Consider the following 23,521-nt stretch of genomic DNA (forward strand, 5'->3'; position numbering starts at 1 on the left):
GGGGCAAGCTTCTGGATGCTCTCGCGCCGCGGCGGGGTGAGGGGGCGGGGGGGGCTGTCCCCCGGCGGGGCGGCGCAGCGGCGTAACTCCCACCCCCGGCGCTGTCCGGGGGGCGGGGGGGGGGCCCCGCCGCGCCCCGGCGGGAGCACGCTCCCTCGCCACAGGAAAGCGCTCGGTCAGAACTGCCAGTTCAAACTCAGCCCAACGCCATGCAGCTTCTCGCGGCTGGCCAGTTGGCCGTTGTAATCGAGGTTGACCCGCACGTCCTTGCTCAACGCCAGACTGGCCTGCACGCCGACCAGCGCCGCATCGCGTACCAGCGCCGAGCTCTCCACCGCGTACGGCGTGCCGCCATTGGCAAAGCGCACATGTTGCTCGGAATCGATATCGCCGAGGCTGTGCTGCCAGCCGAGACGAGCGCTGACGTCCAGCGCTTGCTGGTTCGAAAGGTTGAAGGTTTTGCTCGCCCGTACGCCCAGAGTGCTCAGCACCACATCGCGCTGATCGCCCGAGCTTTTCAGCGCAGCGGCATCGCCCTTTTCGGTGAAGCCTTCGGTGTCCAGATGCAGGTAAGTCAGGTTGGCGAACGGTTCCAGCGCCAACGGTTGCAGCTGCAGGCGATACGCTGCCTCGCCGAAGACCTGGGTGGTGGTCGCGTCAAGCTTGGCTTTCTGCTTGGCGCTGACTTCGTCGTATTGCAGATCGCGCTTCACATCGCCGCGATGCCAGCTATACGCCGCGCCTGTGCTCAAGCGCCACGGGCCGAGGTCGTGGCCGGCGTAAGCGCCGAGGTGATAGCTGTCGACTTTCGCCGAAGAATGCGTGCCCGAGCCCATGCTCAGCGAACTGTCGCTGTAGCCGGTGACCAGACCGATTCGGGTCTGCTCGTCGAGCGCGCCGTCGACACCGGCCAGCAGGCCGCCGATCGAGGTGCGGTAGCCTGCGGTGTCGTGGCCCGAATCGGTGCTGCCCCACGCGCCAAGGGCTTTGATCCAGCCGTTGCTGCGGGTCGCGGACTCATCGTGCAGGCGCTCGCCGACTGCATCACGCAACTGGCGGCTGTCATTGATCAGCATCGTGCCGAGCGCCGGATAAATCTCGCCGCTCAGCTGTTGAAAGGCTTGCTGCGCCGAGGCTTGGGTGGGTGCACGCAACACACTTTCGTAGACGGAATTACCGGCGCCCAAAGCTTCGACGGCCGCCGCCACCGAACGCTGGTTGGGCGTTTGCCCGACGCTGGCGAAGCTGGTCGCGTTGCGTTCGATGTTCAACTGAATGCCGCTGGCGGCGTAATCGAGGGCGCCGCCGATGAACAGGTAGTTCGGTACTACCGCAGCGAACTGCCCCTGAACGCCGCCGGCCGCTTGCAGGATGTTGTACTGACGGCCGAGCAGGCTTTGCGCTTCGGCGCTGCTGAGCAGTGTCGGGCTATCTTCCAGCGCGAGACTGACGCTGGCGCCGCTGACGGTTGCCGTACCGCCAGCAACGATACGGTCGCTGCTGCCTGGCGATAGCTCTACGGCGTAAGTCGAGCCCGGTGCGAATGTCACATCACCGGCAACGTTCAAGGTGCCAATGGAATTGCCCGGCGCGACCCGGCCGCCGCGGTTGGCGGTCAACCCGGCAATGCGTCCGGAGCCGCCGAGGGTCCCGCTGTCGTTGACGGTGACCGCTGAGGTCAGCGAACCGTTCACGGTCAGCAGCCCGCCGTTTACGGTGGTCGGGCCACGGTAGGTGTTTGCGCCGCTGAGCAGCAATTGACCGGCGCCGGACTTGATCAGGCTGCCCTGATACACCCGGTTCGCCGCTGCTGCATCGCGGAGCATGCCGACCGCGTAATCGGTCTGATCCTGCTGGCTGGCGCCGGCCGCAACGCCGTTCTGCCAGCCTTTATCCTGCAGGGTTTGCTGCCAGGCGCTGTGCTCGGCGAGGTCTTCGCTCTGACGCTGGATCAGCGCCTTGTCGGAGATGTCATTGCTCCAGACATCGCGCTGCCCGGCCTCCAGATTGGCATCGAACGCGCCGAGCAATTGCCCCGGCCCGCGCATGGCCCGGTTGAGGTTGGCGACGCCCCAGCCGACGCGCTCGTTCGGTGCGTCGGTGACCGAGCCATCGAGCTGGGTGGCGGTGGTCAGCAGCACTTCCAGCGCCTGCTGGTTGTTCATGTACGGATAGCGTTCCATCACCAGCGCCAGGGCACCGGTCGCGTGCGGTGCGGCCATCGAGGTGCCGGACTTGATCCCGTAACCGCCACCGGGAATGGTGCTGTCAATCTTCGCCCCCGGTGTGGTGATGCACCAGTATTTGGCGATGCCGCACTGGTTGTACTTCTGCTGATTGCTCTGATCGAGCCCGGACACCGCCAGCCAGTGGCCTTCCAGATCGGGCTGAAAGTACGGCAGCGCTGAGCGCACGCTGGCATTCGGGTAGCCACTGTTTCCAGCGCTGAACACATTGATCACACCGCGCCGCGACACATCGGCAGCGGCGTCGAGCCATGTGCCCTTGTTCCAGTGTTGCGCGTAGGCGGCGTGCAGATCCGCCAGCGTGCGGTAGCTGACATCCGGCGGCTGACTGCCCCAGCTGTTGTTGATCGCCCGCACGCCGGTGTCGGCCAGGCTGTCGTAGACCGCTTTGAAATAGCGCGGATCGGGGCCGGGGCCGAAGAGGAAACTGTCGTTCTTGTTGGTATTGCCGACGTAGATTTGCGCGTTATACGCCACGCCATGCATGCCGCTGCCGTCACGCGACGCGCCCATGGTGCCGACCACGTGGGTGCCGTGGGAATCGTTGTTCGGGTTGAGCGTGCCGTCGACGTTGAACACTGAGCCATCGACGTAGCTGCCGCTGGCGGTTACCGGGTGATAACGGTCGGCGGAGAATTCGGGGTGGGCGGCATCGAAACCGGAATCGAGCGCGCCGATTTTTACGCCCTTGCCGGTGATGCCGGCGGCGTAGGCTTGATCGGCCTGCATGCGCTCCAGACCCCAGTCACGCAGAAACTCGGCGCTGCGCCAACTGGCCGGATCGCCGGGCTGGCCGGATTCCAGGTATTGGGCCTGAACCTGGTTTGCAGAAATCACAAGCAACAGCGTGCCGACCGAGATCGGCTTGATGCGTACGTCCATGTTCATCACTCTCGTTTTTTGTTTTTTTGTACAAGGCTGACTGCGGTGTCGCCCGTTCCCCTCACCCCAGCCCTCTCCCCAGGGAGAGGGAGCCGATTTGTGTCGATGTCAAAACCTGAGTTCGACGCGGTCGTTCATGTCGATGCAGCTATCGCAGGCAACTCGGTCGCTCCCCTCACCCCAGCCCTCTCCCCGAGGAGAGGGAGCCGATTTGTGTTGTCTTCAGTCATCCTCGACCTGAAAAAATAGCCGACTATGGATTCAGTGCCGCTCGTTCAAGTCGGTGTATCTCTTCAATCTCCCCGGATCGGTCCCCTCTCCCTCTGGGAGAGGGTTAGGGTGAGGGCTGCTGCGCGACCACAAATGCCTCATCCACCCGGGCCAGATCCTGCTCGTTCAGGGTGCCGGCGTAGTAATGCAATTTGGTCCAGGCCATCAGGTAGTCGTAACGCGCCTGGGCCAGATCCCGGCGGGTGGTGAACAGTTGCTGCTCGGCGTTCAATGCGTCGAGATTGGTCCGTTCGCCACCCAGAATGCTTTGTCTGGTCGACACCACCAGCGCTTCCGCCGACTTCAAGGCCTTCTGATAAGCGCGCAATTTGTTCACGCCCGACAGACAGGCGCTGAATTGTCGGCGCAGTTCGATCAAGGTCTCGCGGGTCTTGCCATCCAGTTCGTATTCGGCCTGTTCCATGGTGCGGCTGGCTTGACGGGTCGAAGCCGATACCCCGCCCCCGGCGTACAGCGGCACGCTGACTTCCAGGCCGATGGTGTTGGTTTCGTAGCGCTGGTTGTAGGTATTGCCGCTCTCCGACTCGTTGTCGCGCATCGAGGCGTAGGCGCTCACCTTCGGCAGGTGCCCGGCGCGGTTGCGCTCGACTTCATAGCGCGCCACCTCGACAGCCTGACGTTGCGAAGCCAGGTTGGGGTTGTTGCTGATCGCCAGTTCATGCCAGGTATCGAAGTTGGCCGGTTGCAGCGTGAAGGTCTGAAACTGCTGACCGAGCGGGGCCAGGTCGCCGATGTCCACCGCTGGCACGCCGACCAGCGCCCCCAGTTCGCGCAAGGCAGCATCCTGCTCGTTGCGCGCTTCGATCTCCTCGGCAGTCGCCAATTCATAACGCGACTCGGCTTCGAGAATATCGGTGCGGGTGCCCTCGCCCTGCTTGAACATGTGTTCGTTCTGCTGGAACTGTTGCTCGTAGGCCTTCTTCTTCGCCTGGGCGATGTCGATCTGATCCTGGGCAAACAGGGCTTTGGTGTAGTTATCCAGCACTCGCACCAACAGCTCCTGACTCTTGCCGCGAAACGCTTCGTCGGCGAACAGCGACTGGGCGACACCCTTGCGATACGCCGCGTAAGCCTCGTAATCGAGCAGCGGTTGTTGCACGGTCAGCGCCGAACCGTAACTGCTGTAGTTGCGCTCGTCGGTGCGGTTGCGCGCACGATCATCAAGGGACGTAGCCTTCGAAGAGTTGCGCCCCTTGTTGTAGGTGTAACCGATCCGAGGCAGCAGCCCGGCGCGGCCGATGGCGCGGTTTTCCAGGCCGGCATCACGCTCCTTGATCGCGCCAAGGAACACCGGGTCGTTACGCAACGCCTGTTCGTAGATCTCGAACGGCCCCATCGCCGCGACTGCCGAGTGACTGGCCAGCAACATGACTGCTGCCAGCATTGAAAGCTTATTCATACAGCCGAACATCCTTATTCCTCGGTCAACGCGGAACCGGCGCGATCGAGCAGCGGTTTGAACAGGTAGTTGAGGAGTGAACGCTCACCAGTGCGCACGAACATTTCCGCTGGCATGCCCGGTTTGATCACCAGGCCGTTGAGTTTTTCCATCGCCTGATCGCTGACGCTGCTGCGCAGCACGTAATAGGGCACGCCGGTTTTCTCATCGACCATCTGGTCGGCGGAGATCAGGCTGACTTCGCCGGGCACGCGCGGGGTTTTGCTCTGGTTGAAGGCGGTAAACAGAATGTCCACCGGCAGATGCGTGCCGACCTTGTCGATCAGATTGATTGGCAAATGCCCTTCCACTTCCAGGGTGGTGCCTTGCGGAACGATCTCCAGCAGCGTTTCGCCCTGACGCACCACGGCGCCTTCGGTGTGCACGCCGAGATTGACCGCTACGCCATCGGCAGTCGCCAGGATCTCGCTGTGCTGCAAATCGAAACCGGCGGAGGTCAGTTGCTCGGACAGGGTCACGCTCTTCAACTGCGCGTCGGCCAGTTGCGTGCGGACCTCCTTCTGGTATTCCTCGCCGTGCTGTTGCAATTTCAGGCGCGACTCAAGGATGCCCTGCTCGACACGACCGCTTTCGCCGGTGTTTTCCGCCAGTTGCTGTTGCACTTGCGACAATTGCCGCTGGTAGTCCATCAAGCGGTTGCGCGGAATGTAGCCGTTGTCGGCCAGCGGTTGCAGGTTGCTCAATTGTTGCTGCAAAGAGCTGGCCTGGGCATTGAGGTCGCTGCGCGCGCGGCGCATCCCGGCCAGTTGCGCAGTGGCGCCTTCGATATTGGCGCGCAGTGCCGCCTGCTCCCGCGAGAACGCTTCGCGGCGGCTGCTGAACAGTTGCCGCTGGCCTTCCAGCACCAGCGCCAGACGCGGATCCGGGTCGTCGCTCAGTTCGGGCGGAAAGGTCACTTGTTTGAGGTTGTCGCGCTCGGCCTGCCAGCGCGCAAGGCTGGCCCAGGCCATGCGGTATTGCGCCTGCAGCGATTGCACATCGGCCGCCACTTGCGTCTGGTCGAGGCGGAACAGCGGCTGGCCCTGCTTCACGATTTCGCCTTCGCGCACCAGAATCCGGCTGACCACGCCGCTGCTCATCGACTGCACGGCCTTGCGCTTGCCCGAAACCACCACCGTGCCCTGCACCGGAATGCCCTGATCCAGCGGCGCCAGTGCCGCCCAGGTGAAGAAACTGCCAGCGCCGACGATGGCCAGAATCCAGCCCATGCGCGCGAAAAATTTCGCATCGCGTTCCGGACGCTCAGTGAGATAGGCGTGTTCCATGTTTGCTTCGTTTTCAGTGTTCATGCTGGCGCTGCTCATACACCCGAATTCCTGGTCGTGGGCTGATACTGCCGACTCATGCTGAGCCCGCCCGGTGCTTGTGCAGCTTTTTCGCGTTGCTGTTCCTGTTGGCCGGACAGTGCCTTGAGCACATCCTGACTCGGGCCGAACGCCTGCAGACGACCGTCGTTGAGTACCAACAGCTTGTCAGCCTGGGCCAGTACCGAAGAGCGGTGCGTAACCAGAATCACGGTGGTGCCCTGCGCCTTGAGTTGTGCGATGGCACTGGCCAGTGCAGCCTCGCCGACGGTATCGAGATTGGAGTTGGGCTCATCCAGCACCACCAGACTCGGCGTGCCATACAGCGCACGGGCCAGTGCCACGCGTTGCTTCTGGCCACCGGACAAGCCACTGCCGTCCTCGCCCAGCTTCGTGTCGTAGCCCTGCGGCAGGCGCAGGATCATCTCGTGGACGCCGGCCTGTTGCGCAGCAGTGACGACTTTTTGCGAGTCGGTTTCACTGAATCGCGCAATGTTTTCCGCGATGGTGCCGCTGAACAGCTCGATGTCCTGCGGCAGGTAACCGATGTAAGGGCCAAGCTGATCGCGATTCCAGCGGTGGATATCGGCGCCATCCAGACGCACGGTGCCGCCCAGTACTGGCCACACGCCGACCAGCACCCGGGCCAGCGTCGATTTGCCGGAGCCGGAAGCGCCGAGCACACCGAGTACTTCACCGGCACCGAGGTTGAAATTGACCATATGCAACGTCGCGGAACGTTGTCCCGGTGGGCCGGCGCTGACCTGTTCGAAGGCAATCTGGCCCTTCGGTGCTGGCAGCGCCATGGCCTCGTCGCTTGGCGGGAACGCCTGCAACAGCGCATCCAGACGGCGGTAAGCCAGCTTCGCCCCGCTCCACTGTTTCCATACGGCGATCAACTGGTCGATCGGGCTGAGCACGCGGCCCATGAGGATCGAACCGGCGATCATCATCCCGGCGGTCATGTCGCCTTTGATCACCAGCAAAGCGCCCAGGCCCAGCACCAAGGATTGCAGGCACAGACGCAGGGTTTTGCTCAACGAGCTGATCACCGCGCCGGTGTCGCTGGCCTGGTTCTGCAAGCCGAGAAAGCGCGAATGCACCCCGAACCAGCGTTTGCGCAGCGACCCGAGCATGCCCATGGCCTGAATGGTTTCGGCGTTGTGCAAATGGCTGGTAGCCAACTGACTGGACTGCTGGGAAAACCCGGCGGCCTCGCCCAGCGGCTTCTTGGTCATGTATTCGTTGAGGCACGCCAGTGCAATCAGCAGCAACGCACCCGCCGTGGCCAGCACGCCGAGCCAGACGTTGAACAGGTAGATGACAAACAGATAGACCGGAAACCACGGCGCATCGAAGAAGGCGAACAATGCAGGACCGGTGACGAACTGACGGATGTGGGTCAGGTCGCCCAGCGACTGCCCGGCATTGCCCTCGCCGTTGAACAGGTTGCGCTCGAATGCAGCCTGATAGACCCGCAGGTTGAAACGGCGCTCCAACTGGCTGCCGATGCGGATGACGATAAAGCTGCGGATGACTTCCAGCAGCCCGATAAAGGCGAAGAAACCGACGACCATCAGCGACAGCATCGCCAGGGTGGTTTCGTTCTGCGACGACAGCACCCGATCGTAGACTTGCAGCATGTAGATGGACGGCACCAGCATCAGCACGTTGATCAGCGCGGTAAAACAACCGACGCTGATCAAGATGCTCTTATAGTCACCCAATGCCTTGATTAACGGAGCGGTGGCTGGGGCCTTCGCCATCTTCATTGATTATTCCTGAACATTATTCATCGCCCCTGCGAGGCGACACTTCAATTAATAAAGCGAGCCATCCGCGGATACACTTTCGCGGCGGCCACTTACACTTTCATAACAACTAACGCCGAATATTGCGGCGCAGTTGCCTTTATTGACCTTGCTTATAACCGTGTGACCAATCGCTATAGCTGTATTGGTTTGTAAAAAGGCCGATCAGTTATCGGGCGCCGTACGTTCCAGCGTGACGATCAGCCCGGACTTCAAAGTCGCCAGATACAACCCATCACGTTGTCGGCTGAAAAACTGGATTCTTGAGCCTTCGTTACCGGTGATCGACAAGCCGTCAGGATCAGGAAACCAGCCGATCGGAGCTTGCTCGAGCCACGCACCCAGACAGTCTGCTCCCTGGCCAACGGTCTTGTTGGCGAGCAGTTCGACGCTACAGGTATTGGAGGGTTTGTCCTGCAGCTTTTGCGCCCGCAGGTCCTCGACTGTGCTGGACAGTGTTGCCTGCCACTTTCCCGCAAACACGGAGGGTTCTTCGAGTCTGAGGCTGCTTGCCATCGCTGTTGCTCCTGAAATCGTAACGAGCGCCACTGAAAGCCACGCCGATGCCTTGTAGGTAAAAGCTCTGTAGATCATGGGAAATTTCGCTCCAGCCCTTAGCGTTGCGTACAGCGCCTACCGATGCAAGTAAAGAAAGCGACGCCTTGGGCGCCGCTTTCCCTTCACATCACGCCACGATGTCGCTGGTCGCTGCCTGGCCAACGGTGCTGACGATGAAGTCCGCCACGCCGTGCCCGGAGAAATCCACCGACAACAGGCTGTTGCCGCCCGACGAGGTCAGCACTGCATCGCCAGCGGAACCGGTGAAGCTGCTGACGAAGTGCAGGCCCGCCCCGTTGGTGATGCCGGTCAGGTCGATTTTGTCCAGACCGCTGACGAAATCGAGGATCTGATCGATCGCACCCGGCTTGGAGTCCGAGCTGGCAGCAAACACGAAAGTGTCCGAACCGGCGCCGCCCCATAGTTTGTCGGCACCGCCCGCGCCGTAGAGGATGTCGTTGCCGGCACCGCCCTTCAGCTCGTTGGCCACACTGTTACCGATCAACAGATCGCTGCCCGAACCGCCAATGGCGTTTTCGATGATCGCGCCCTTGGCAATCGACACGTTGCCGACCAGCCCTCCCACGTCGGAGAACGAAGCGTCATTGAGGTTGATCTTCTGGTTCTGGGTGAAGCCAGAGAAATCCAGAGTGTCCTTGCCGCCAGCGTCCCACACCGAGAACACCACTTTGTCACTCGACGACGAAGCGCTGAGGAAATCGCGGCCGGCGTTGGAATTGAAGCCGTAGGTGGTGTCGCCGGTACGGGTGCTGGTGTTGGCACCGTAGAGTTTCTGGATCGCAGCAATGTCGTCCATCAGCGGGCCGGACGAATAGGCTTCGACGCCGCCCTTGCTGAAGTTCTGGTTGGTGTTGCTCTCGCTCCAGTAACTCATGACGCTGTAGCCGCGGGTGTCCTGGCCGTAAGTCGCGTCGTTGTAGGTCGGGTTGCCATTGCCGGCGTTGTAGTCGCCAGGGTGAGCCAGGCCCAGGGTGTGGCCGATTTCGTGGGTCAGGGTCTGACGACCGTAGTTGTTCAGATCCGGGTTCTTGTTCTGCGTGTAACCGCTGTTGATCAAGTACCACGAAGTACCGTCATAACCGGCGCCGGTACCTGGCAGGTAGGCGAACGCCGCCGCGCCATCCTGGCCGCCGCTGTAGTTACCGAAGGTCATGTGGCCGTCGCCGCCCGAAGCTTTCTCGGTGAACGTGACATTGGCCACGTCGGCCCAGGATTGCATGGCGAGCTTGGCCTGCGCCTGCTGCTGCGCGCTGAACTGACTGAACCCGCTGATCCCGTGCTTGTTCATCGTGCTGTTCGATGCCGACGTCAGGAACGTATAGGTGAGTTCGATCTTGCCGCTGCCGTCCTTGTCCTGGTAGGCAGCGCCATCACGCAGCAATTGCGTAGCCGCCTGATCGACGGTGTACGAGGGTTTGCCATTGACCGTGAGGTTGCCGCCACGATCGTATTGATGGCTGAAGCTATTGATCTGGTTGTACGCCGAGCTGAAGGCGGCCAATTGGAAAGCCTGTTCGGCGGAATCAACAGCGTTGGTTTTAACTTTTGACATAAACACACTTCCTTGTTTAGCAATGGAACAGTTTTTGTCCGACAGGACGATCTTTGGCGAGATCGTCCTATCACTCGCCCAATGAAGGCGTAACGAACCTGACACAATTTGAAATCTGTCGTAAAGGATTTTTTTGCGATCCAATTTCGATATATCAGGAAACTGCCGTAAACAAAGCGCGCGGGGAGGAAAGATTGTTGTTAGTTGCTGGGGACAGGGCAAATCGTCTGACGATTTTCTATTTAAATATTAAATATCGGTAAGTTTGGATTTGTTGGGCGAGTCACACTTTCAGACAGCGGTGCCAGTGCTTTGATATCAACTACTGGCTTCACGCAATATCATTGTGGGAGCGAGCCAGATCGCGAAGGCGCCTGCCCAGTCAACATAATTGTTGAATGACAGACCGCTTTCGCGAGCAGGCTCGCTCCCACAGGGGTCTTGTGTGTTCGTCCTGGAAAACTCAGCTACCGGTGCGGATCTTGTTCCAGACCCGCGTACGAATCCGGTCGATATTCAGCGGCATCGCCTCCAGCGCGAACAGCTTGCCCATCATTTCCGGGCTCGGGTACACCTTGGTGTCGTTCTTGATCGCCGGATCGATCAGGCCGTCCGCCTGTTCATTGCCATTGGCGTAATGCACGTAGTTGGTAATCCCGGCCATGACGTCGGGGCGCAGGAGGTAGTTCATGAAGGCGTAGCCGGCCTTCTCGTCCGGGGCGTCGGCGGGCATGGCGACCATGTCGAACCAGATTGCCGCGCCTTCCCTGGGAATCGCATAACCGATCTCGACGCCGTTTTTCGCTTCCCTGGCGCGGTTCTCGGCTTGCAGGATGTCCCCGGAAAACCCGACTGCTACGCAAATATCACCGTTGGCCAGGTCGCTGGTGTATTTCGATGAATGAAAGTAGCTGACATAGGGCCGGACTTTCATCAGCAGCGCTTCGGCTTTCTTGTAGTCCTCAGGGTTCTTGCTGTGGTGCGGCAGACCGAGATAGTTGAGCGCCGCCGGGAGCAATTCCGGGCCGTTGTCGAGAATCGCCACCCCGCACTTCTGCAGCTTTTCCATGTATTCGGGCTTGAAAATCAGGTCCCAGGAATCCACCGGCGCATTGTCACCGAGCACCGCATTGATCTTGGCGATGTTGTAGCCGATGCCGGTGCTGCCCCACAGGTATGGAAAGCCGTGCTCGTTGTTCGGGTCGTTGGTCTGCAAAGCCTTGAGCAACGCCGGATTGAGATTCTTCCAGTTCGGTAACTGGCTCTTGTCGAGCTTCTTCAGTGCCCCGCCCTGAATCTGCCGCGCCATGAAATGGTTCGACGGGAAGACCACGTCGTATCCGGATTTGCCGGTCATCAACTTGCCGTCGAGGGTTTCGTTGCTGTCGTAGACGTCATAGGTGACGCCGATGCCCGTGTCTTTCTGGAAATTCCTGGTGGTGTCCGGGGCGATGTAATCGGACCAGTTGTAGACCTTGACCGTCTCGGCCGCGTGACTGACGGAAACGGCCAGCAGCAGCGGCGCCAATGCGAGGGTTTTCTGGATCATGGGGCGATTCCTGTATGGGCTTTTTTTGTTGGCAGGCAATCAAACGATCGAACAATCAGAAAATCAGCACGTAGCTCTTGCGCACGGTTTCCTGGATATCCCAGATCCCGAGCGTGTTGGCTGGCAACATCAGTGCGTCGCCGCCTTGTATGTGCAGGGTTTCGCCGCCACCGTCGGGGGTGAACGTGCAACGCCCGGAAATGAAATGGCAGAACTCCTGCGCGGTGATCTGTCGCCGCCAGCGCCCTGGGGTGCACTCCCAGACGCCGGTTTCAACCCCGTCGTCGCGCTCGACACTGGTGGTCGAGGCGATTGCGACGGGCTCGCCGAGGGGCACGGCGACCGGGCTGGATTCTTCGAGCGCCAGCGTGGCAGTGTTCTTGAATTGGGTGATGCTCATGGCGTGACCTGTTTATTGAGGGAAACGGCGTTTAGTGCATGAAGCCTTCCATGAAGCCGGCGACCCGGCTGGCCAGCTTGCGCCGCCAGGGTGCAGTGGCCGGGTTGGCCAGGGTCTGGTCTTCGTGCACGAAGCTTTTGATGATCGCGTTGTAGCCCAACCAGCGGCACGGCTCCGGCTCCCAGGCGCGCAGCGCATGAATGCCGCCATCGGGCAGTACCCACGGCTGCCGGGTCAGTTCGCTGTCGCGTTCGAGAATCAGATCGGCCAGGGTGCGTCCGCCGAGATTGCTGGCACCGACACCTTCCCCGCCGTAACCGCCGGATAACGCGACGCCATTGGCGCGGTCGCAGAGCATGTGCGGCTTGAAGTGTCGCGACATGCCGAGGTTGCCGCCCCAGGCGTGGGTGATCTGCACGTTTTTCAGTTGCGGAAACAGTTCGCCGAGCAGGTAGCGGCGCAGTTCGACCTCGTCGCGGGTCAGGTTGAAGTCATGACGCAGCTTGCCGGCGAACTGATAACCGCCACGGGCGCCGAAAATCAGGCGGTTATCGGCACTGCGCTGGCCATAGGTGACCTGACGGCTGAATTCACTGAAGGCCTGGCCGCGATTCAGGCCGATTTCATCCCAGGTCGCAGCCGACAGCGGCTCGGTGGCGACGATCAGGCTTTGCACCGGCAACTGATAGCGGCCCAACGGCGGCAACGTCACCGAATAACCCTCCACGGCCGGGACGATCCAGCGGCCGCGCACGCTGGCTTTGGCGGTGCGCAAACTGCCTGACTGCCAGTGGGTCACCGGGCTGTTTTCATAGATCTTCACGCCCATGTTCTGTACGGTCTGCGCCAGACCGCGCACCAGTTTCGCCGGGTGAATGGTCGCAACGTGAGGGGCGAAGATGCCGCCGTAAGGTTTCGCCACGCGGAGCTGCTGAGCCAGTTGCTCGGGGCTGAGCCAGCGGTAATCGTCGTCCGTCAGCCCTTGAGCGTGCAGCTTGCTCAGGTAATCGCGCAGCACAGTTTCCTGTTCGGGATAGCGCGCAGCACAATAAAGCACCCCGCCCTTGCGGTAATCGCAGTCGATGCCTTCGCGTTCGAGGACGATTTCCACTTCATCAGGAATGCTGTGCAGCAGATCGTAAGAAGCCCGGCGTTGTTCTGGCGACAACCCTGCCAGCAGACGGTCCTCGCCGAGCAGGTTGCCCATCAGCCAGCCGCCATTGCGGCCGGACGCACCGAATCCGGCGGTTTGTGCCTCGATGATGGCGATATCCAGGCCGGGCGCATGTTTCTTCAGGTAGTACGCCGTCCACAGTCCGGTGTAACCGGCGCCGATGATTGCCACGTCGACGTCCAGATCCCGCTCCAGCCCAGGCCGGGCCACCAGCGGCTCTTCGAGCTGATCCATCCACAAACTGATCGTGCGCCACGCCGACATGCCAGACTCCGCCACTGAAAACCTCGATGGCGTCGATCCTAGTGTTTGTCTTCAGTGGCTGTCTTGCGCGCGTGCCCGCAGAGAAATTTGTCTGGCGTAGGCCTTGGGTGACTGACCGGTGTGCTCGCGGAAGCATTTGTAGAACGCTGACAGCGAATTGAAGCCGGCGGCGAACGCCAGCTCATCGATACGCAACGGCGGCGTGGCGCTGTCGAGGGCGCGCAGCAAATGCTGCAGGCGCGCCTGATTGACGTAGCGATAGAAGCTTTGCCCAAGCACTTGGTTGAGCAGATAGGAGATCTGATTGCGGCTGTACCCGCACTCCTTCGCCACCCGTTGCAGGTCGAGCTCAGGATCCAGATAAGGTTGCTGTTTTTCGAAATACTGCTGCAGGTCTTCGGCCATGAAACTCAATTGCCGCGGTGACAGCCCGAGACGACTGACCGCCGGGCGCTGGCTGGGTGCCGAAGTGCCGTCGGCTTGCGTACGCACCAGCGAGGCGTACTCGTTGACGCGCCAGATCAAACCGTCCTTGACCGTGATCGCTTCGCTGGAACGGAACGACACCAGGCCATCGCCACCGCGCAAAGTCACCTCGTACTGAATGAACGCCGTGTTGCCGTCCACCCGGATGCGGTCGCAATGTTCGAGCAGTTCGTCGGATTCTCGCGGCATGCTGACGCGCACGTATTCGCGCAACTCGTCCAGAGCAAGCACGCGATTCTGAAAGAAATCGTTGTACTGGATATCGGCGTGATAAAGCGCCATGACGCTGTCCAGATCCCGGTGTTTCCAGCTCAGGTGATAGCGCATGACCGTGGCGGCCGTGGCCTGGGTCTGTTCTGGGCCGTCGTCATCGGCGTGCATAAGCGGCTCGGCGAAAAAGAACCGAGCTTGCCCAACTTCCTCTGCCGCTTCAATGAAAAATCCATGGTGGCGTTTTGGCGATAATCGATGAGCCAGTGACTTACATCAAAAAATGCGAATCAATCGCTAAACGGACTGAAAAAACTCACAGTTTTTTCACACACGGATGCTACTTTTAAAGCTCAAGCACTGGTTGAGCCAATGAAGGCTCTTCCCACCTAACATGAGCAAAAGGAAGCGCTCGATGAAGCAGGCGGGCAACACCATGAATAAAGGGTCCAGCAAAGTCACCTTTCCCAACGCTTGCCAGCTGATGCGCTGGCATTTTCATCCCATGGGATTCGAAGCGACGATGGATGCACCGGGCAGCCTGATCGCCCGTCTGTTCGATCGTGCCAGCGGCGAAACCATGATCGCCATCGCTGGCATTCCCTGTGCGACGGTGATGAACGCGGCGGACGTCGAGCGAATCATCGAAGCCATCGAGGATGAACTGGAAGCCTTCACTCCTCCGGAATCTCTTAAGAACTACGCATAACCGACTGATTCAAAAAGAAAAGCCCGCAGCAATGCGGGCTTTTTTATGCTTAGGCGGTGGTCTTCTCCGCGCGATGATCGACGAAGAATGCCTTGCCCCTTGCGACTCGATCCGACGCTCTCGGCATATTCACCGCTTGGGGTTCTTGCGGTTCGACGTACCAGTAGCAATGGCTGACGGCCCGGGTAATGCCCACGTAGGCCAGACGCAGGATCTCGTCTTTTTGCGCACTGTCGTACGGCTCGCTGTCGCCGGTTTTGCCCAGTCCGGCCATGCGGTAGACCTGATTCTTGTACGGCGAACTGGTCAGGTGCTGGCAGTCGCCAAGCAGAAACACTGCATCAGCCTGCAAACCCTTGGCACTGTGATAGGTCAGCTGTTTCAGCCGTCGCGCTTCGTAAGGCAAGCTCGAATCTACATTAAGTACCGGCTGAATATGCTGCTCTATCAATAACTTATCGCTGCTTTTTCGATAGAGCATCAGGATTGAATCGCCGCGGCGGTAATGTTCGGCCAGCCGTTGACCCAGCGCCTCGTCATTCCGCTCAAGCACGTTGACCGGCTGCAATGGTTTGGGCTCACCACTGGCCCTGGCCTTCTTGCCTGCGATGGCCGGCGCTGCGCGGACAATGTGCTCGGCGGCATCGATGATGTGTTGATGACTGCGGTAGTTGTCACTGAGCATCACCCGCGTGGTGCTCGGCGAAGGAAACTCCTTGTTGAACTCCATGAAGTAGCTCGGCGAACTGCCGCGCCAGCCGTAAATGGATTGCCAGTCATCGCCGACGCACAACAGCGACGAACGCTGCGCACCGCGCCCGACGTGCATGGCCGGGCCACGGCTGCGGATTTCGTTAAGGCTGGCGCGGATCCATGAAACGATCTGCGGCGAAACGTCCTGAAACTCGTCGATCATCAAGTGCGACATCGGTCGCAGCAGCTCATCGCTGAGCAACTTGAGGTTTTCCGGTGAATGCTCACTGAACAGGGCGAACATGCGATTGTAGGTCATCACTGGCGGTTTCTGGTCCAGCAAGTGATCCTCGAACGCGCGCCAGAACAGGCTCAGGGCTTCGAAGAAAAACCGATCGGGATCGTCCTTGGCAAAGCTCATGCGACTGACCGCGTCGGGTACATCCAGGCCAAGGTTTTCGATAAAGCCTGCCGCGCCGACAAAACAATCGAGCAGCGGCGCCGATGCCAACTCGCCTTTAACCTTGTAGTCGAAGCCGGGACCGGCGCTGGCATCGCCGGCCAAGGTGGCCAGAACACGCCTTGATGACTCGTAACTATCCAGCCATATCAATGGTTTACGACAGAAAGCTTGAAACAGTGTGCGCTTGACCGCCCATTCTGCGCGGACGCTCAGTTTGGCGTTTGGCCGACATAGCTGGGCGTTTTCTTTGGAGTCAAAGCCGAGCACCACCCAGGCATCTAGGCTCGGGATATAGCCGTGACAGTGGAACGTTGAACCGTTGATCTCGAACGTTTGCCGACTGGGTTCGATCCCCTTGATGGGCCACGCACCCGCGCGAAACCACAGATCCTCAATGACGTCGCACAGCTCTTCATCGCGCTTGGCCGCAAGCTCGGTGACCGCCATGCGCTTTTGCACATCGGGGTGATCGCGTTCCAGCTCCTTTAACTGCAGCCCGGCGCGGGACAGCGGCTGGATCAGCTGGCGGAAACGCTCATCTTCGTTGAACAAGCGGTGATAGCAGGCATTCAGTTGCTGTCGTTGCGCGTCATTGATGCGCAGGTCGAACGGATTGCTGTCGACCTCTTCCGCGCTGCTCTGCGGACGATCACTGAGATTCTCGAAGGCCTGCAGGCGCTCGAACCCCGGCAGACTGCGGACCATGGGCAAGATGCGCGAGTGGAAGGTTCGCACCAGCTCACGGGCCTGCTTGAGGTTCAGCGGCTGGCCCCACAGCGTGAAGATTTCAATGAGTTTGTTGATGAAATCCTTGCGCGATTCGCGGGTGAAGGTCACCACAGTCATCGAATCCAGCTCAAAACCCAGGTAGTGGCTGAGCAAGAGAATGCGCAGCACCAGCGTAGTCGACTTGCCCGCGCCAGCACCGGCCACCACCGAGGTGGACGGCGTGTCGCTGAAAATCATCTTCCACTGCGCGGCGCTGGGCTGGGCGTGGGCCGGGAGTAATCGGGCCACATCGGCCTTGATGCGCCTCTTTAGCTCCGCCGTGAGCGGCAGGCGCCAGTCATCGAACAGATTGTTATCGACGCCGGGCGGACGATGCTCGGTGTTGCGGCTATCGCGAATCAGCAGGACCTGCCGGCCCTCTTCCAGCCCCTCGAGCTTGCCTTCCTTGAAGCCGTATTCGACGCCAGCAGTGTGCCCGCTGCGAAACCCGTCGGCTTGCCCGTGCAGCCACGAGGCGCGGTGCTGGGCGCGCAGTTTTGTCAGGCCGTGGCCGAAGAAACGCGCGGCCAGACGCTTGAACCAAGGCATCTCGGCCAGTGGACGAAGTTCAGGAGGAAGATCGGGAATGTGTTGCACCACGCTGACGGACTCCAGGGTGTGAGGCTGTGGCGGCTATGGTGTCTGGATTTACTCTGCAGTTCTAGCGAAATGCTTACAGGTCATCGGTTTAGGCGACGAATTGAAAGTCAGATGAAACGATTTCGAGGCTGAATTCCATCTAATAACCTGATCATGATGCGGCAGTTTTTGCGCTTTTTATCGATGATTGCCTGATAGATGATCGTCGTCATCAACCACGGGCCCCGCCCCCTGACGAACCTTATTGAGGAGACGATCATGCTTGAACTCAGACCCTTCAGCTCGCTGGGCGGCGCCCATCATGGCTGGCTGGACGCGCATCACCACTTTTCGTTTGCCGAGTACTACGACCCGCAGCGGATGAGCTGGGGCAATCTACGCGTGTGGAACGACGACATCATCGCTGCAGGCACAGGTTTTCCGCAGCATCCGCACCGCGACATGGAAATCATCACCTACGTACGTGAAGGCGCGATCACTCACCAGGACAATCTTGGCAACAAGGGCCGTACGGAAGCCGGCGACGTCCAAGTGATGAGCGCCGGCACCGGCATCGCCCACAGCGAGTACAACCTGGAAGACAAGGAAACCAAGATCTTCCAGATCTGGATTCTGCCGACCGAAACCGGTGCCCCTCCATCCTGGGGAGCCAAGCCGTTTCCCAAAGGCGAGCGCGAAGGTTTTGTCACTTTGGCCAGCGGTAAGGCTGGCGACGATGAAAGCCTGCGCATCCGCGCCAACGCACGTCTGGTGGCGGCGAACATCAAGGCTGGTGAAACTGCCGAATACCGTTTGGACGAGGGACGTCGCGCTTATCTGGTCCCCGCCACTGGCGTGATCGAGGTCAATGGCTTGCGTGCGCAAGCGCGTGACGGTGTCGCAGTGGCACACGAGCAAGTGCTGACGGTCACGGCGATCGAAGACAGCGAGATCGTACTGGTAGACCTGGCCTGATCCGCAGGCAATAAAAAAGGGCAACCCTGACGGTTGCCCTTTTTCATGTGCCCATCATTTAGTGGAAATAGCGCCATCCACCAAAGTTTGCGCTTCGGCCACCAATTGCTTGAGGTGGTCGTCGCCGAGGAAGCTTTCGGCGTAGATCTTGTAGATGTCTTCGGTGCCCGACGGACGCGCCGCGAACCAGCCGTTTTCGGTCATGACTTTCAGGCCGCCAATGGCCTGATCGTTGCCCGGTGCGTGGCTGAGAATGCTCTGGATTTTCTCGCCCGCCAGCTCGGTCGAAGTGACCTGCTCCGGCGACAGCTTGCTCAACAATGCCTTCTGCTCAGGATTGGCCTTGGCGTCGACGCGCACCGAGAACGGTTCGCCCAGCTCATCGGTCAATGCGCGGTAGGCCTGGCTTGGATCGCGCCCGGTGCGCGCGGTCATTTCGGCGGCGAGCAACGCAGGAATCAGACCGTCCTTGTCGGTGCTCCAAACGCCGCCATCCTTGCGCAGGAACGAGGCGCCGGCACTCTCTTCACCGCCAAACCCCAACGAACCGTCGAACAGACCGTCAGCGAACCACTTGAAGCCGACCGGCACTTCGTACAGGCGACGACCCAGGCGCCTGGCCACACGATCGATCAGACCACTGCTGACCACGGTTTTGCCCACGGCGGCATCGGCGCGCCATTGCGGACGGTTCTGGAACAGGTAAGCGATCGCCACCGCCAGATAATTGTTCGGTGCGAGCAAACCACCGGACGGCGTGACGATACCGTGGCGGTCGTGATCCGGATCACAGGCGAATGCCACGTCAAAACGTTCTTTCAGACCGATCAAGCCCTGCATCGCGTGGCTGGACGATGGGTCCATGCGGATCTGACCGTCCCAATCGACGGTCATGAAACGGAAAGTCGAATCGACCTGTTTATTCACCACTTCCAGGTCGAGACGGTAATGCTCGGCAATAGCCGACCAGTAGCGCACCCCTGCTCCGCCCAGCGGATCGACACCCAAACGCAGCTTGGCGTCGCGGATGGCATCGAAGTCGATGACGTTGATCAGGTCGGCGACATAGGTGTTGAGGTAATCGTGACGATGGGTCGTGCTGGCCTTGAGCGCTTGCTCGTAGCTGATGCGTTTGACCCCGGCCAGCTTGTTCGCCAGCAGTTCGTTGGCCTTGGCTTCGATCCACTTGGTGATGTGGGTGTCGGCCGGGCCACCGTTGGTAGGGTTGTATTTGTAGCCACCGCTCTGTGGCGGGTTGTGCGACGGGGTGATGACGATCCCGTCTGCCAGGCCAGAGGTACGGCCGCGGTTGTAGCAGAGAATGGCATGGGAAATCGCCGGGGTCGGCGTGTACTCATCACCTTCGGCGATCATCACGGTGACGCCATTGGCGGCGAGGACTTCCAGTGCGCTGGCGCCGGCCGGGGTCGACAAGGCATGGGTATCGATGCCGACAAACAGCGGGCCGGTGATGCCTTGGGCTTCGCGATACAGGCAGATCGCCTGGCTGATGGCCAGAACGTGCCATTCGTTGAAACTCAAATCGAAGGAGCTGCCGCGGTGGCCGGAGGTGCCGAACGCCACTCGCTGGGTAGAAATCGATGCATCAGGCTGGCCGGTGTAATAGGCCGTAACCAGTCGCGGGATATCGACCAACAGTTCCGCCGGTGCCGGTTTGCCCGCAAAAGGACTGAGTGTCATGCAAAAACCTCTGAAATCGGAGTGGTTCAGGAAATGCTGCGCAGTTTACTGGCAGTTTGACCACTGTGCGACGGGATGTATCCAAACCTCGCCCGATGTTTTTTAACGTTATTTGCCCGGCGACAATCGCAGTGCATCGCCGAGAAGTCCGATCACGCCTGGCAAATCCCGATCGCCCTGGTTAAGCGCGCTCAAACGCAGTGAGTCCGCATACAGGCCTTGGAGGCTGAACAGTTCCCCCGGCGCCACGATGACCTGTTGCTTGAGCAGTCGATGAAACACATTCGACATGTCGACGGGGCGTAACGAGCGCACCCACACCGTCGCGCCGCCCCGAGGCTCGACGATCTGCAGCGTATCGCCCAAGCGCTCGCGCAACACCTGTATCAACAGCGTACGGCGCTCACTGAGCATTCGCCGTAACACGCATAAGTGCTGATCAAGCCGTCCGCCGCTCAACAGCCTGGCAATCGCCTTCTGACGTATGGGCGAGAGGCGAAACGCGCGTAACAGGAAATGACGTTGCAACTCGTCACGCCAATGCCGCGACAGCACAAAGCCGAAAGGCGCTTCGGCACCGATGAATTTCTCGAAGGTGGAAAACACCAGCAAGCGCTGAGGGTCGAGCCAGTTCCGCAGTCGCTGTGAATCACTGCACTCGTCAAGCTCGCTGTAGCAGTCATTCTCCAGCACCCAGACCCCATGTCGCTCCAGCATCCTGGCGATGGCCTGCTGCTGCTCATCACTGAAGCCACGGCCCAGAGGCATGCTCAACACCGATGACAACAGGATCAAACGTACCGGCTCGTTCTTCAAAAGCGATTCCAGTGCCGGCAGATCGAGCGCGCCCTCAGCCTGCGAGGCCCACTCGATCACCCGCACGCCGGACGATTCGAGCAGGCGCAAGATCGCCCAGTCGCAAGGCGATTCGACAACGACAGCGGCGTGACGCAATTCCAGTACCGAAATCAGAATCTCCAGTATTCCCCGCAAATCAGCACCGATATAGACATCATCGGCATGCCAGTAATGCTCCGTCGAACAGGTATAACGCGCCGCCAGAGCGACCCGCAGCTCCAGCTCACCGCAAGGCTGCGCCAATGTCTGGGGCTGACGCGGGTATTGACGCAACAGCTCCCGCTCCAGCGTCAATAACGGGCTGTCCAGCGGTTGCAGCGACGCCGGCTCGTCGGCGCTCAAAACACACATGCCGGGACGTCTCGCATTGACGTAAACGGTTTCCAGCAGATCACTGCCATTGCCGAGCGAGTCCACGCTGAACAGCGCGTTCGCGTAATACCCTGATTTGGCTATGGAATAGACCCGACCTTCTTTTTCCAGGAGCGAATACGCGTATTGCACCGTCGAAATGGACACGTTCAACCGGTCAGCCAGTTGGCGCAACGAGGGCATGCGTACCGCCGTGCTCCCGGTGGCATCATCAATCAGCGTCGTCAGATATCGATAAACTGCCTGATAAACAAAATCATTGTCCCGCGCGCCCTTCACAACCTCGTTTCCGTAGACATTGGTTCACAACCCAACTCTTGGTTCACCGTCAGCGTTCCGTAGACCGCTCGACTCGCGAAACTGGCTCTGTCTCTCCCGGATCTGCATTTTCGCAGGCAAATTCTTCGGGCGCACAAAGCTGCACAGGTCCCATCGCATAGAGACGGATAACCAGTCTGACTGGCAACCCACTGACCTCCATGATCCATTTCAACACTTGCTCAGGGGCATGCAGGCCTTGCAGGGCGCGGTGCAGGTCTGGCATCGCAACCAGCATGCCGGGGTGACAGTTGCGCAGGAACCGCTCGAGGCCTCTACCGCTGTCGATGAACGGTGCAAACAACAGGCACACCAACTGCGTTTCGTTCAGTCCGAAACCGTGCAAAAGGTAATCCTCCGCATGCATTCGCAGATGCTCGGGCTGCCGAACGTTGTCAAAGCACGACAGCAAATGCTCGCAGACGGACTCCGCCACCTGCTGTCGGCGCATGTCGGCCAGGGTATTACGCAGGTAATCGTCGATACCTGCCTCATAGGTGCGCCCCTCGATGAACCGTGCGTACAGACCTTGCACATGCGCCGAAATCAGCGGGTCGGCAAACACCGCTTCGCCTTGATACAGCGCCCGGTCATCCGGTTCAAAGCCGAGGAATTCGCCCAACAGGGGCCAGCGGTCCTCCAGCTTGCCTACCATCATGTCGTTGATGTCGATAAAACTGGTGCGCCGGCAGGCTTCGAACTCACCCTCAGGTCGCCAGGCCGTCCGGTCATCTTCAGCCCGCAGCTCGCGGTAGAAATCGTCGCCCAGCCCGTCCAGCAGCGGAAACAGCGCCTCGAATCCGCTGTGGACCAGTCCGGGACCTGCGATCGCCACTCGCTGCATCGCACGGTTAAGGCCTTCGAGGAAATGCTGCTGACTGCTCTTGGTTTCGGTACTGATCATGGCGTCGACACCATTGTTCCAGCGGGCGATCTGGCTGTAGTACTCGGCGGTGGCGAGATAGGCGTCATCCCACAATTGGGGCGCTTCGATCCAGGTCCGACAATGCCCGACCAGCAGCAGATTGATGCGACTGGCTTCACGACCGTCGTCGCTGACAGGCGTGCGGTGATCGAAGGCCAGCACCTCGCGGTTATCGACCATCAGCAACTCGACCCGAGGATCGTCATATAGAAACAGTGCACTGTAGCTGCGATGCAGGTTGTGCAGGGCAACGGGACTGTCGCCATTCCAGCGCAAGGCGGCGACGCGCAACTGGAACGTCGCAGGCGCACGGCTGGCAATCGTCAGTTGCGCTGCTCGGAGCAAAGCCAGGGTGTAGCAGCTGTCACGCGAGCCGGACTGATGCACCAGCACCTTGAACTGCCCGATGTTGTCCATTCCGCCAGCAGCCACGACCAGGCGCTGAATCAGTAACTGCAACGCCGTGCGCTCGGCTCGGGAAAAGAAACTCAGCAAACGCTGCAATACTTGCTGATAGACATAGTTCATTGCCTGATCATGGATCGTGCTCATCGGTATTTACCCGGTATCAAAAGATTCATGCCACGCAAACATCACAGTGAGCGCAACAATTGGATCAATAAGTAATAGACGCTGAAATGCTAACACTTACAAAGTTGTAGTTATTTGAAACACTTCACCTGAAAAAACTGTCATGAAGGCCCGCCGGCGCGCTCAACCGCCCGTATTTACTGGCCTTTCTCGAATCGAAAATAATCTGAGGAAACTTCCCACAGCGTCCCACGACAATTCATTACAAGAAATAGAGAAGCAACTTCCGAATCGCCCTACAGCAATTAAACAGAAATTGACGAAGCCAGCCGAGCTAGCCGTTTGATATTGCCCCGGACAAATTGAATGCACAGCCATAGCTCATTCCTTGAGATGAAAGTAATCATTCAATTATCAGCGCT

Annotated in this window: 16 protein-coding genes; 2 read left to right on the forward strand and 14 right to left on the reverse strand. The window is 59.9% G+C overall.

Annotation, left to right across the window (positions count from 1 at the left end; all coding sequences use genetic code 11):
• Nucleotides 1-176: 176 nt before the first annotated feature.
• The 10 genes from eprS to AEQ63_RS07905 form a co-directional block, all read right to left on the reverse strand.
• A complete protein-coding gene (eprS, locus tag AEQ63_RS07860) occupies nucleotides 177-3,128 on the reverse strand; it encodes an autotransporter serine peptidase EprS (protein ID WP_064362827.1) in 2,952 nt (983 codons plus the stop codon).
• A 334-nt stretch (nucleotides 3,129-3,462) separates the two neighbouring features.
• The gene (locus tag AEQ63_RS07865) at nucleotides 3,463-4,830 is read right to left on the reverse strand and encodes a TolC family outer membrane protein (RefSeq protein ID WP_042610046.1); all 1,368 of its coding nucleotides are present in this window, start codon (nucleotides 4,828-4,830) and stop codon (nucleotides 3,463-3,465) included.
• A gap of 2 nt (nucleotides 4,831-4,832) precedes the next feature.
• Complete coding sequence (locus AEQ63_RS07870; protein ID WP_042610047.1) at nucleotides 4,833-6,182, reverse strand: HlyD family type I secretion periplasmic adaptor subunit; 1,350 nt, start codon at nucleotides 6,180-6,182, stop codon at nucleotides 4,833-4,835.
• The gene (locus AEQ63_RS07875; protein WP_064362638.1) at nucleotides 6,179-7,954 is read right to left on the reverse strand and encodes a type I secretion system permease/ATPase; all 1,776 of its coding nucleotides are present in this window, start codon (nucleotides 7,952-7,954) and stop codon (nucleotides 6,179-6,181) included. Before AEQ63_RS07875 ends, AEQ63_RS07870 begins: the two co-directional genes overlap by 4 nt.
• Before the next feature lie 204 nt (nucleotides 7,955-8,158).
• A complete protein-coding gene (locus AEQ63_RS07880; RefSeq protein WP_064362640.1) occupies nucleotides 8,159-8,509 on the reverse strand; it encodes an AprI/Inh family metalloprotease inhibitor in 351 nt (116 codons plus the stop codon).
• Nucleotides 8,510-8,678: 169 nt separating this feature from the next.
• Nucleotides 8,679-10,124 (reverse strand): serralysin family metalloprotease, encoded by a 1,446-nt coding sequence (locus AEQ63_RS07885; protein ID WP_042610050.1) that lies wholly within the window; start codon nucleotides 10,122-10,124, stop codon nucleotides 8,679-8,681.
• A 463-nt stretch (nucleotides 10,125-10,587) separates the two neighbouring features.
• Nucleotides 10,588-11,673, reverse strand: coding sequence for a polyamine ABC transporter substrate-binding protein (locus AEQ63_RS07890; RefSeq protein WP_064362642.1), 1,086 nt, complete (start codon nucleotides 11,671-11,673; stop codon nucleotides 10,588-10,590).
• Between the two features lie 55 nt (nucleotides 11,674-11,728).
• Nucleotides 11,729-12,073 carry a cupin domain-containing protein gene (locus tag AEQ63_RS07895; RefSeq protein ID WP_042610052.1) on the reverse strand — a complete coding sequence of 115 codons (345 nt, stop codon included), beginning with the start codon at nucleotides 12,071-12,073 and terminating at the stop codon, nucleotides 11,729-11,731.
• 31 nt (nucleotides 12,074-12,104) lie between these two features.
• A complete protein-coding gene (locus AEQ63_RS07900) occupies nucleotides 12,105-13,511 on the reverse strand; it encodes an NAD(P)/FAD-dependent oxidoreductase (RefSeq protein WP_064362643.1) in 1,407 nt (468 codons plus the stop codon).
• Nucleotides 13,512-13,562: 51 nt separating this feature from the next.
• Nucleotides 13,563-14,378 (reverse strand): helix-turn-helix domain-containing protein, encoded by an 816-nt coding sequence (locus tag AEQ63_RS07905; RefSeq protein WP_064362644.1) that lies wholly within the window; start codon nucleotides 14,376-14,378, stop codon nucleotides 13,563-13,565.
• A gap of 265 nt (nucleotides 14,379-14,643) precedes the next feature.
• On the opposite strand from AEQ63_RS07905, the gene AEQ63_RS07910 reads away from it, so the two are divergent.
• Nucleotides 14,644-14,916 carry a DUF1652 domain-containing protein gene (locus AEQ63_RS07910; protein WP_042610106.1) on the forward strand — a complete coding sequence of 91 codons (273 nt, stop codon included), beginning with the start codon at nucleotides 14,644-14,646 and terminating at the stop codon, nucleotides 14,914-14,916.
• 49 nt (nucleotides 14,917-14,965) lie between these two features.
• Here the strand turns inward: AEQ63_RS07910 and AEQ63_RS07915 are convergent, their stop codons facing one another.
• Nucleotides 14,966-17,440 (reverse strand): UvrD-helicase domain-containing protein, encoded by a 2,475-nt coding sequence (locus tag AEQ63_RS07915; protein ID WP_064362646.1) that lies wholly within the window; start codon nucleotides 17,438-17,440, stop codon nucleotides 14,966-14,968.
• A 258-nt stretch (nucleotides 17,441-17,698) separates the two neighbouring features.
• Between AEQ63_RS07915 and AEQ63_RS07920 the strand changes: the two genes are divergently transcribed.
• Complete coding sequence (locus AEQ63_RS07920; RefSeq protein WP_042610056.1) at nucleotides 17,699-18,394, forward strand: pirin family protein; 696 nt, start codon at nucleotides 17,699-17,701, stop codon at nucleotides 18,392-18,394.
• 54 nt (nucleotides 18,395-18,448) lie between these two features.
• Here AEQ63_RS07920 and pgm read toward each other — a convergent pair whose 3' ends face one another.
• The 3 genes from pgm to AEQ63_RS07935 all read right to left on the reverse strand — a co-directional run bounded on the left by pgm (nucleotide 18,449) and on the right by AEQ63_RS07935 (nucleotide 23,120).
• On the reverse strand, nucleotides 18,449-20,095 hold the full coding sequence (gene pgm / locus AEQ63_RS07925) for a phosphoglucomutase (alpha-D-glucose-1,6-bisphosphate-dependent) (protein ID WP_064362648.1): 1,647 nt from the start codon (nucleotides 20,093-20,095) through the stop codon (nucleotides 18,449-18,451).
• Between the two features lie 108 nt (nucleotides 20,096-20,203).
• The gene (locus AEQ63_RS07930) at nucleotides 20,204-21,604 is read right to left on the reverse strand and encodes an aminotransferase-like domain-containing protein (RefSeq protein WP_064362650.1); all 1,401 of its coding nucleotides are present in this window, start codon (nucleotides 21,602-21,604) and stop codon (nucleotides 20,204-20,206) included.
• Nucleotides 21,605-21,653: 49 nt separating this feature from the next.
• Entirely contained in the window at nucleotides 21,654-23,120 is a 1,467-nt protein-coding gene (locus AEQ63_RS07935; RefSeq protein ID WP_042610059.1) for a hypothetical protein, read from the reverse strand.
• Nucleotides 23,121-23,521: the final 401 nt, after the last annotated feature.

The sequence above is a fragment of the Pseudomonas sp. RIT-PI-o genome (genome assembly GCF_001297215.1).
In the GTDB taxonomy this organism is placed as follows: Bacteria; Pseudomonadota; Gammaproteobacteria; order Pseudomonadales; family Pseudomonadaceae; genus Aquipseudomonas; species Aquipseudomonas moraviensis_A.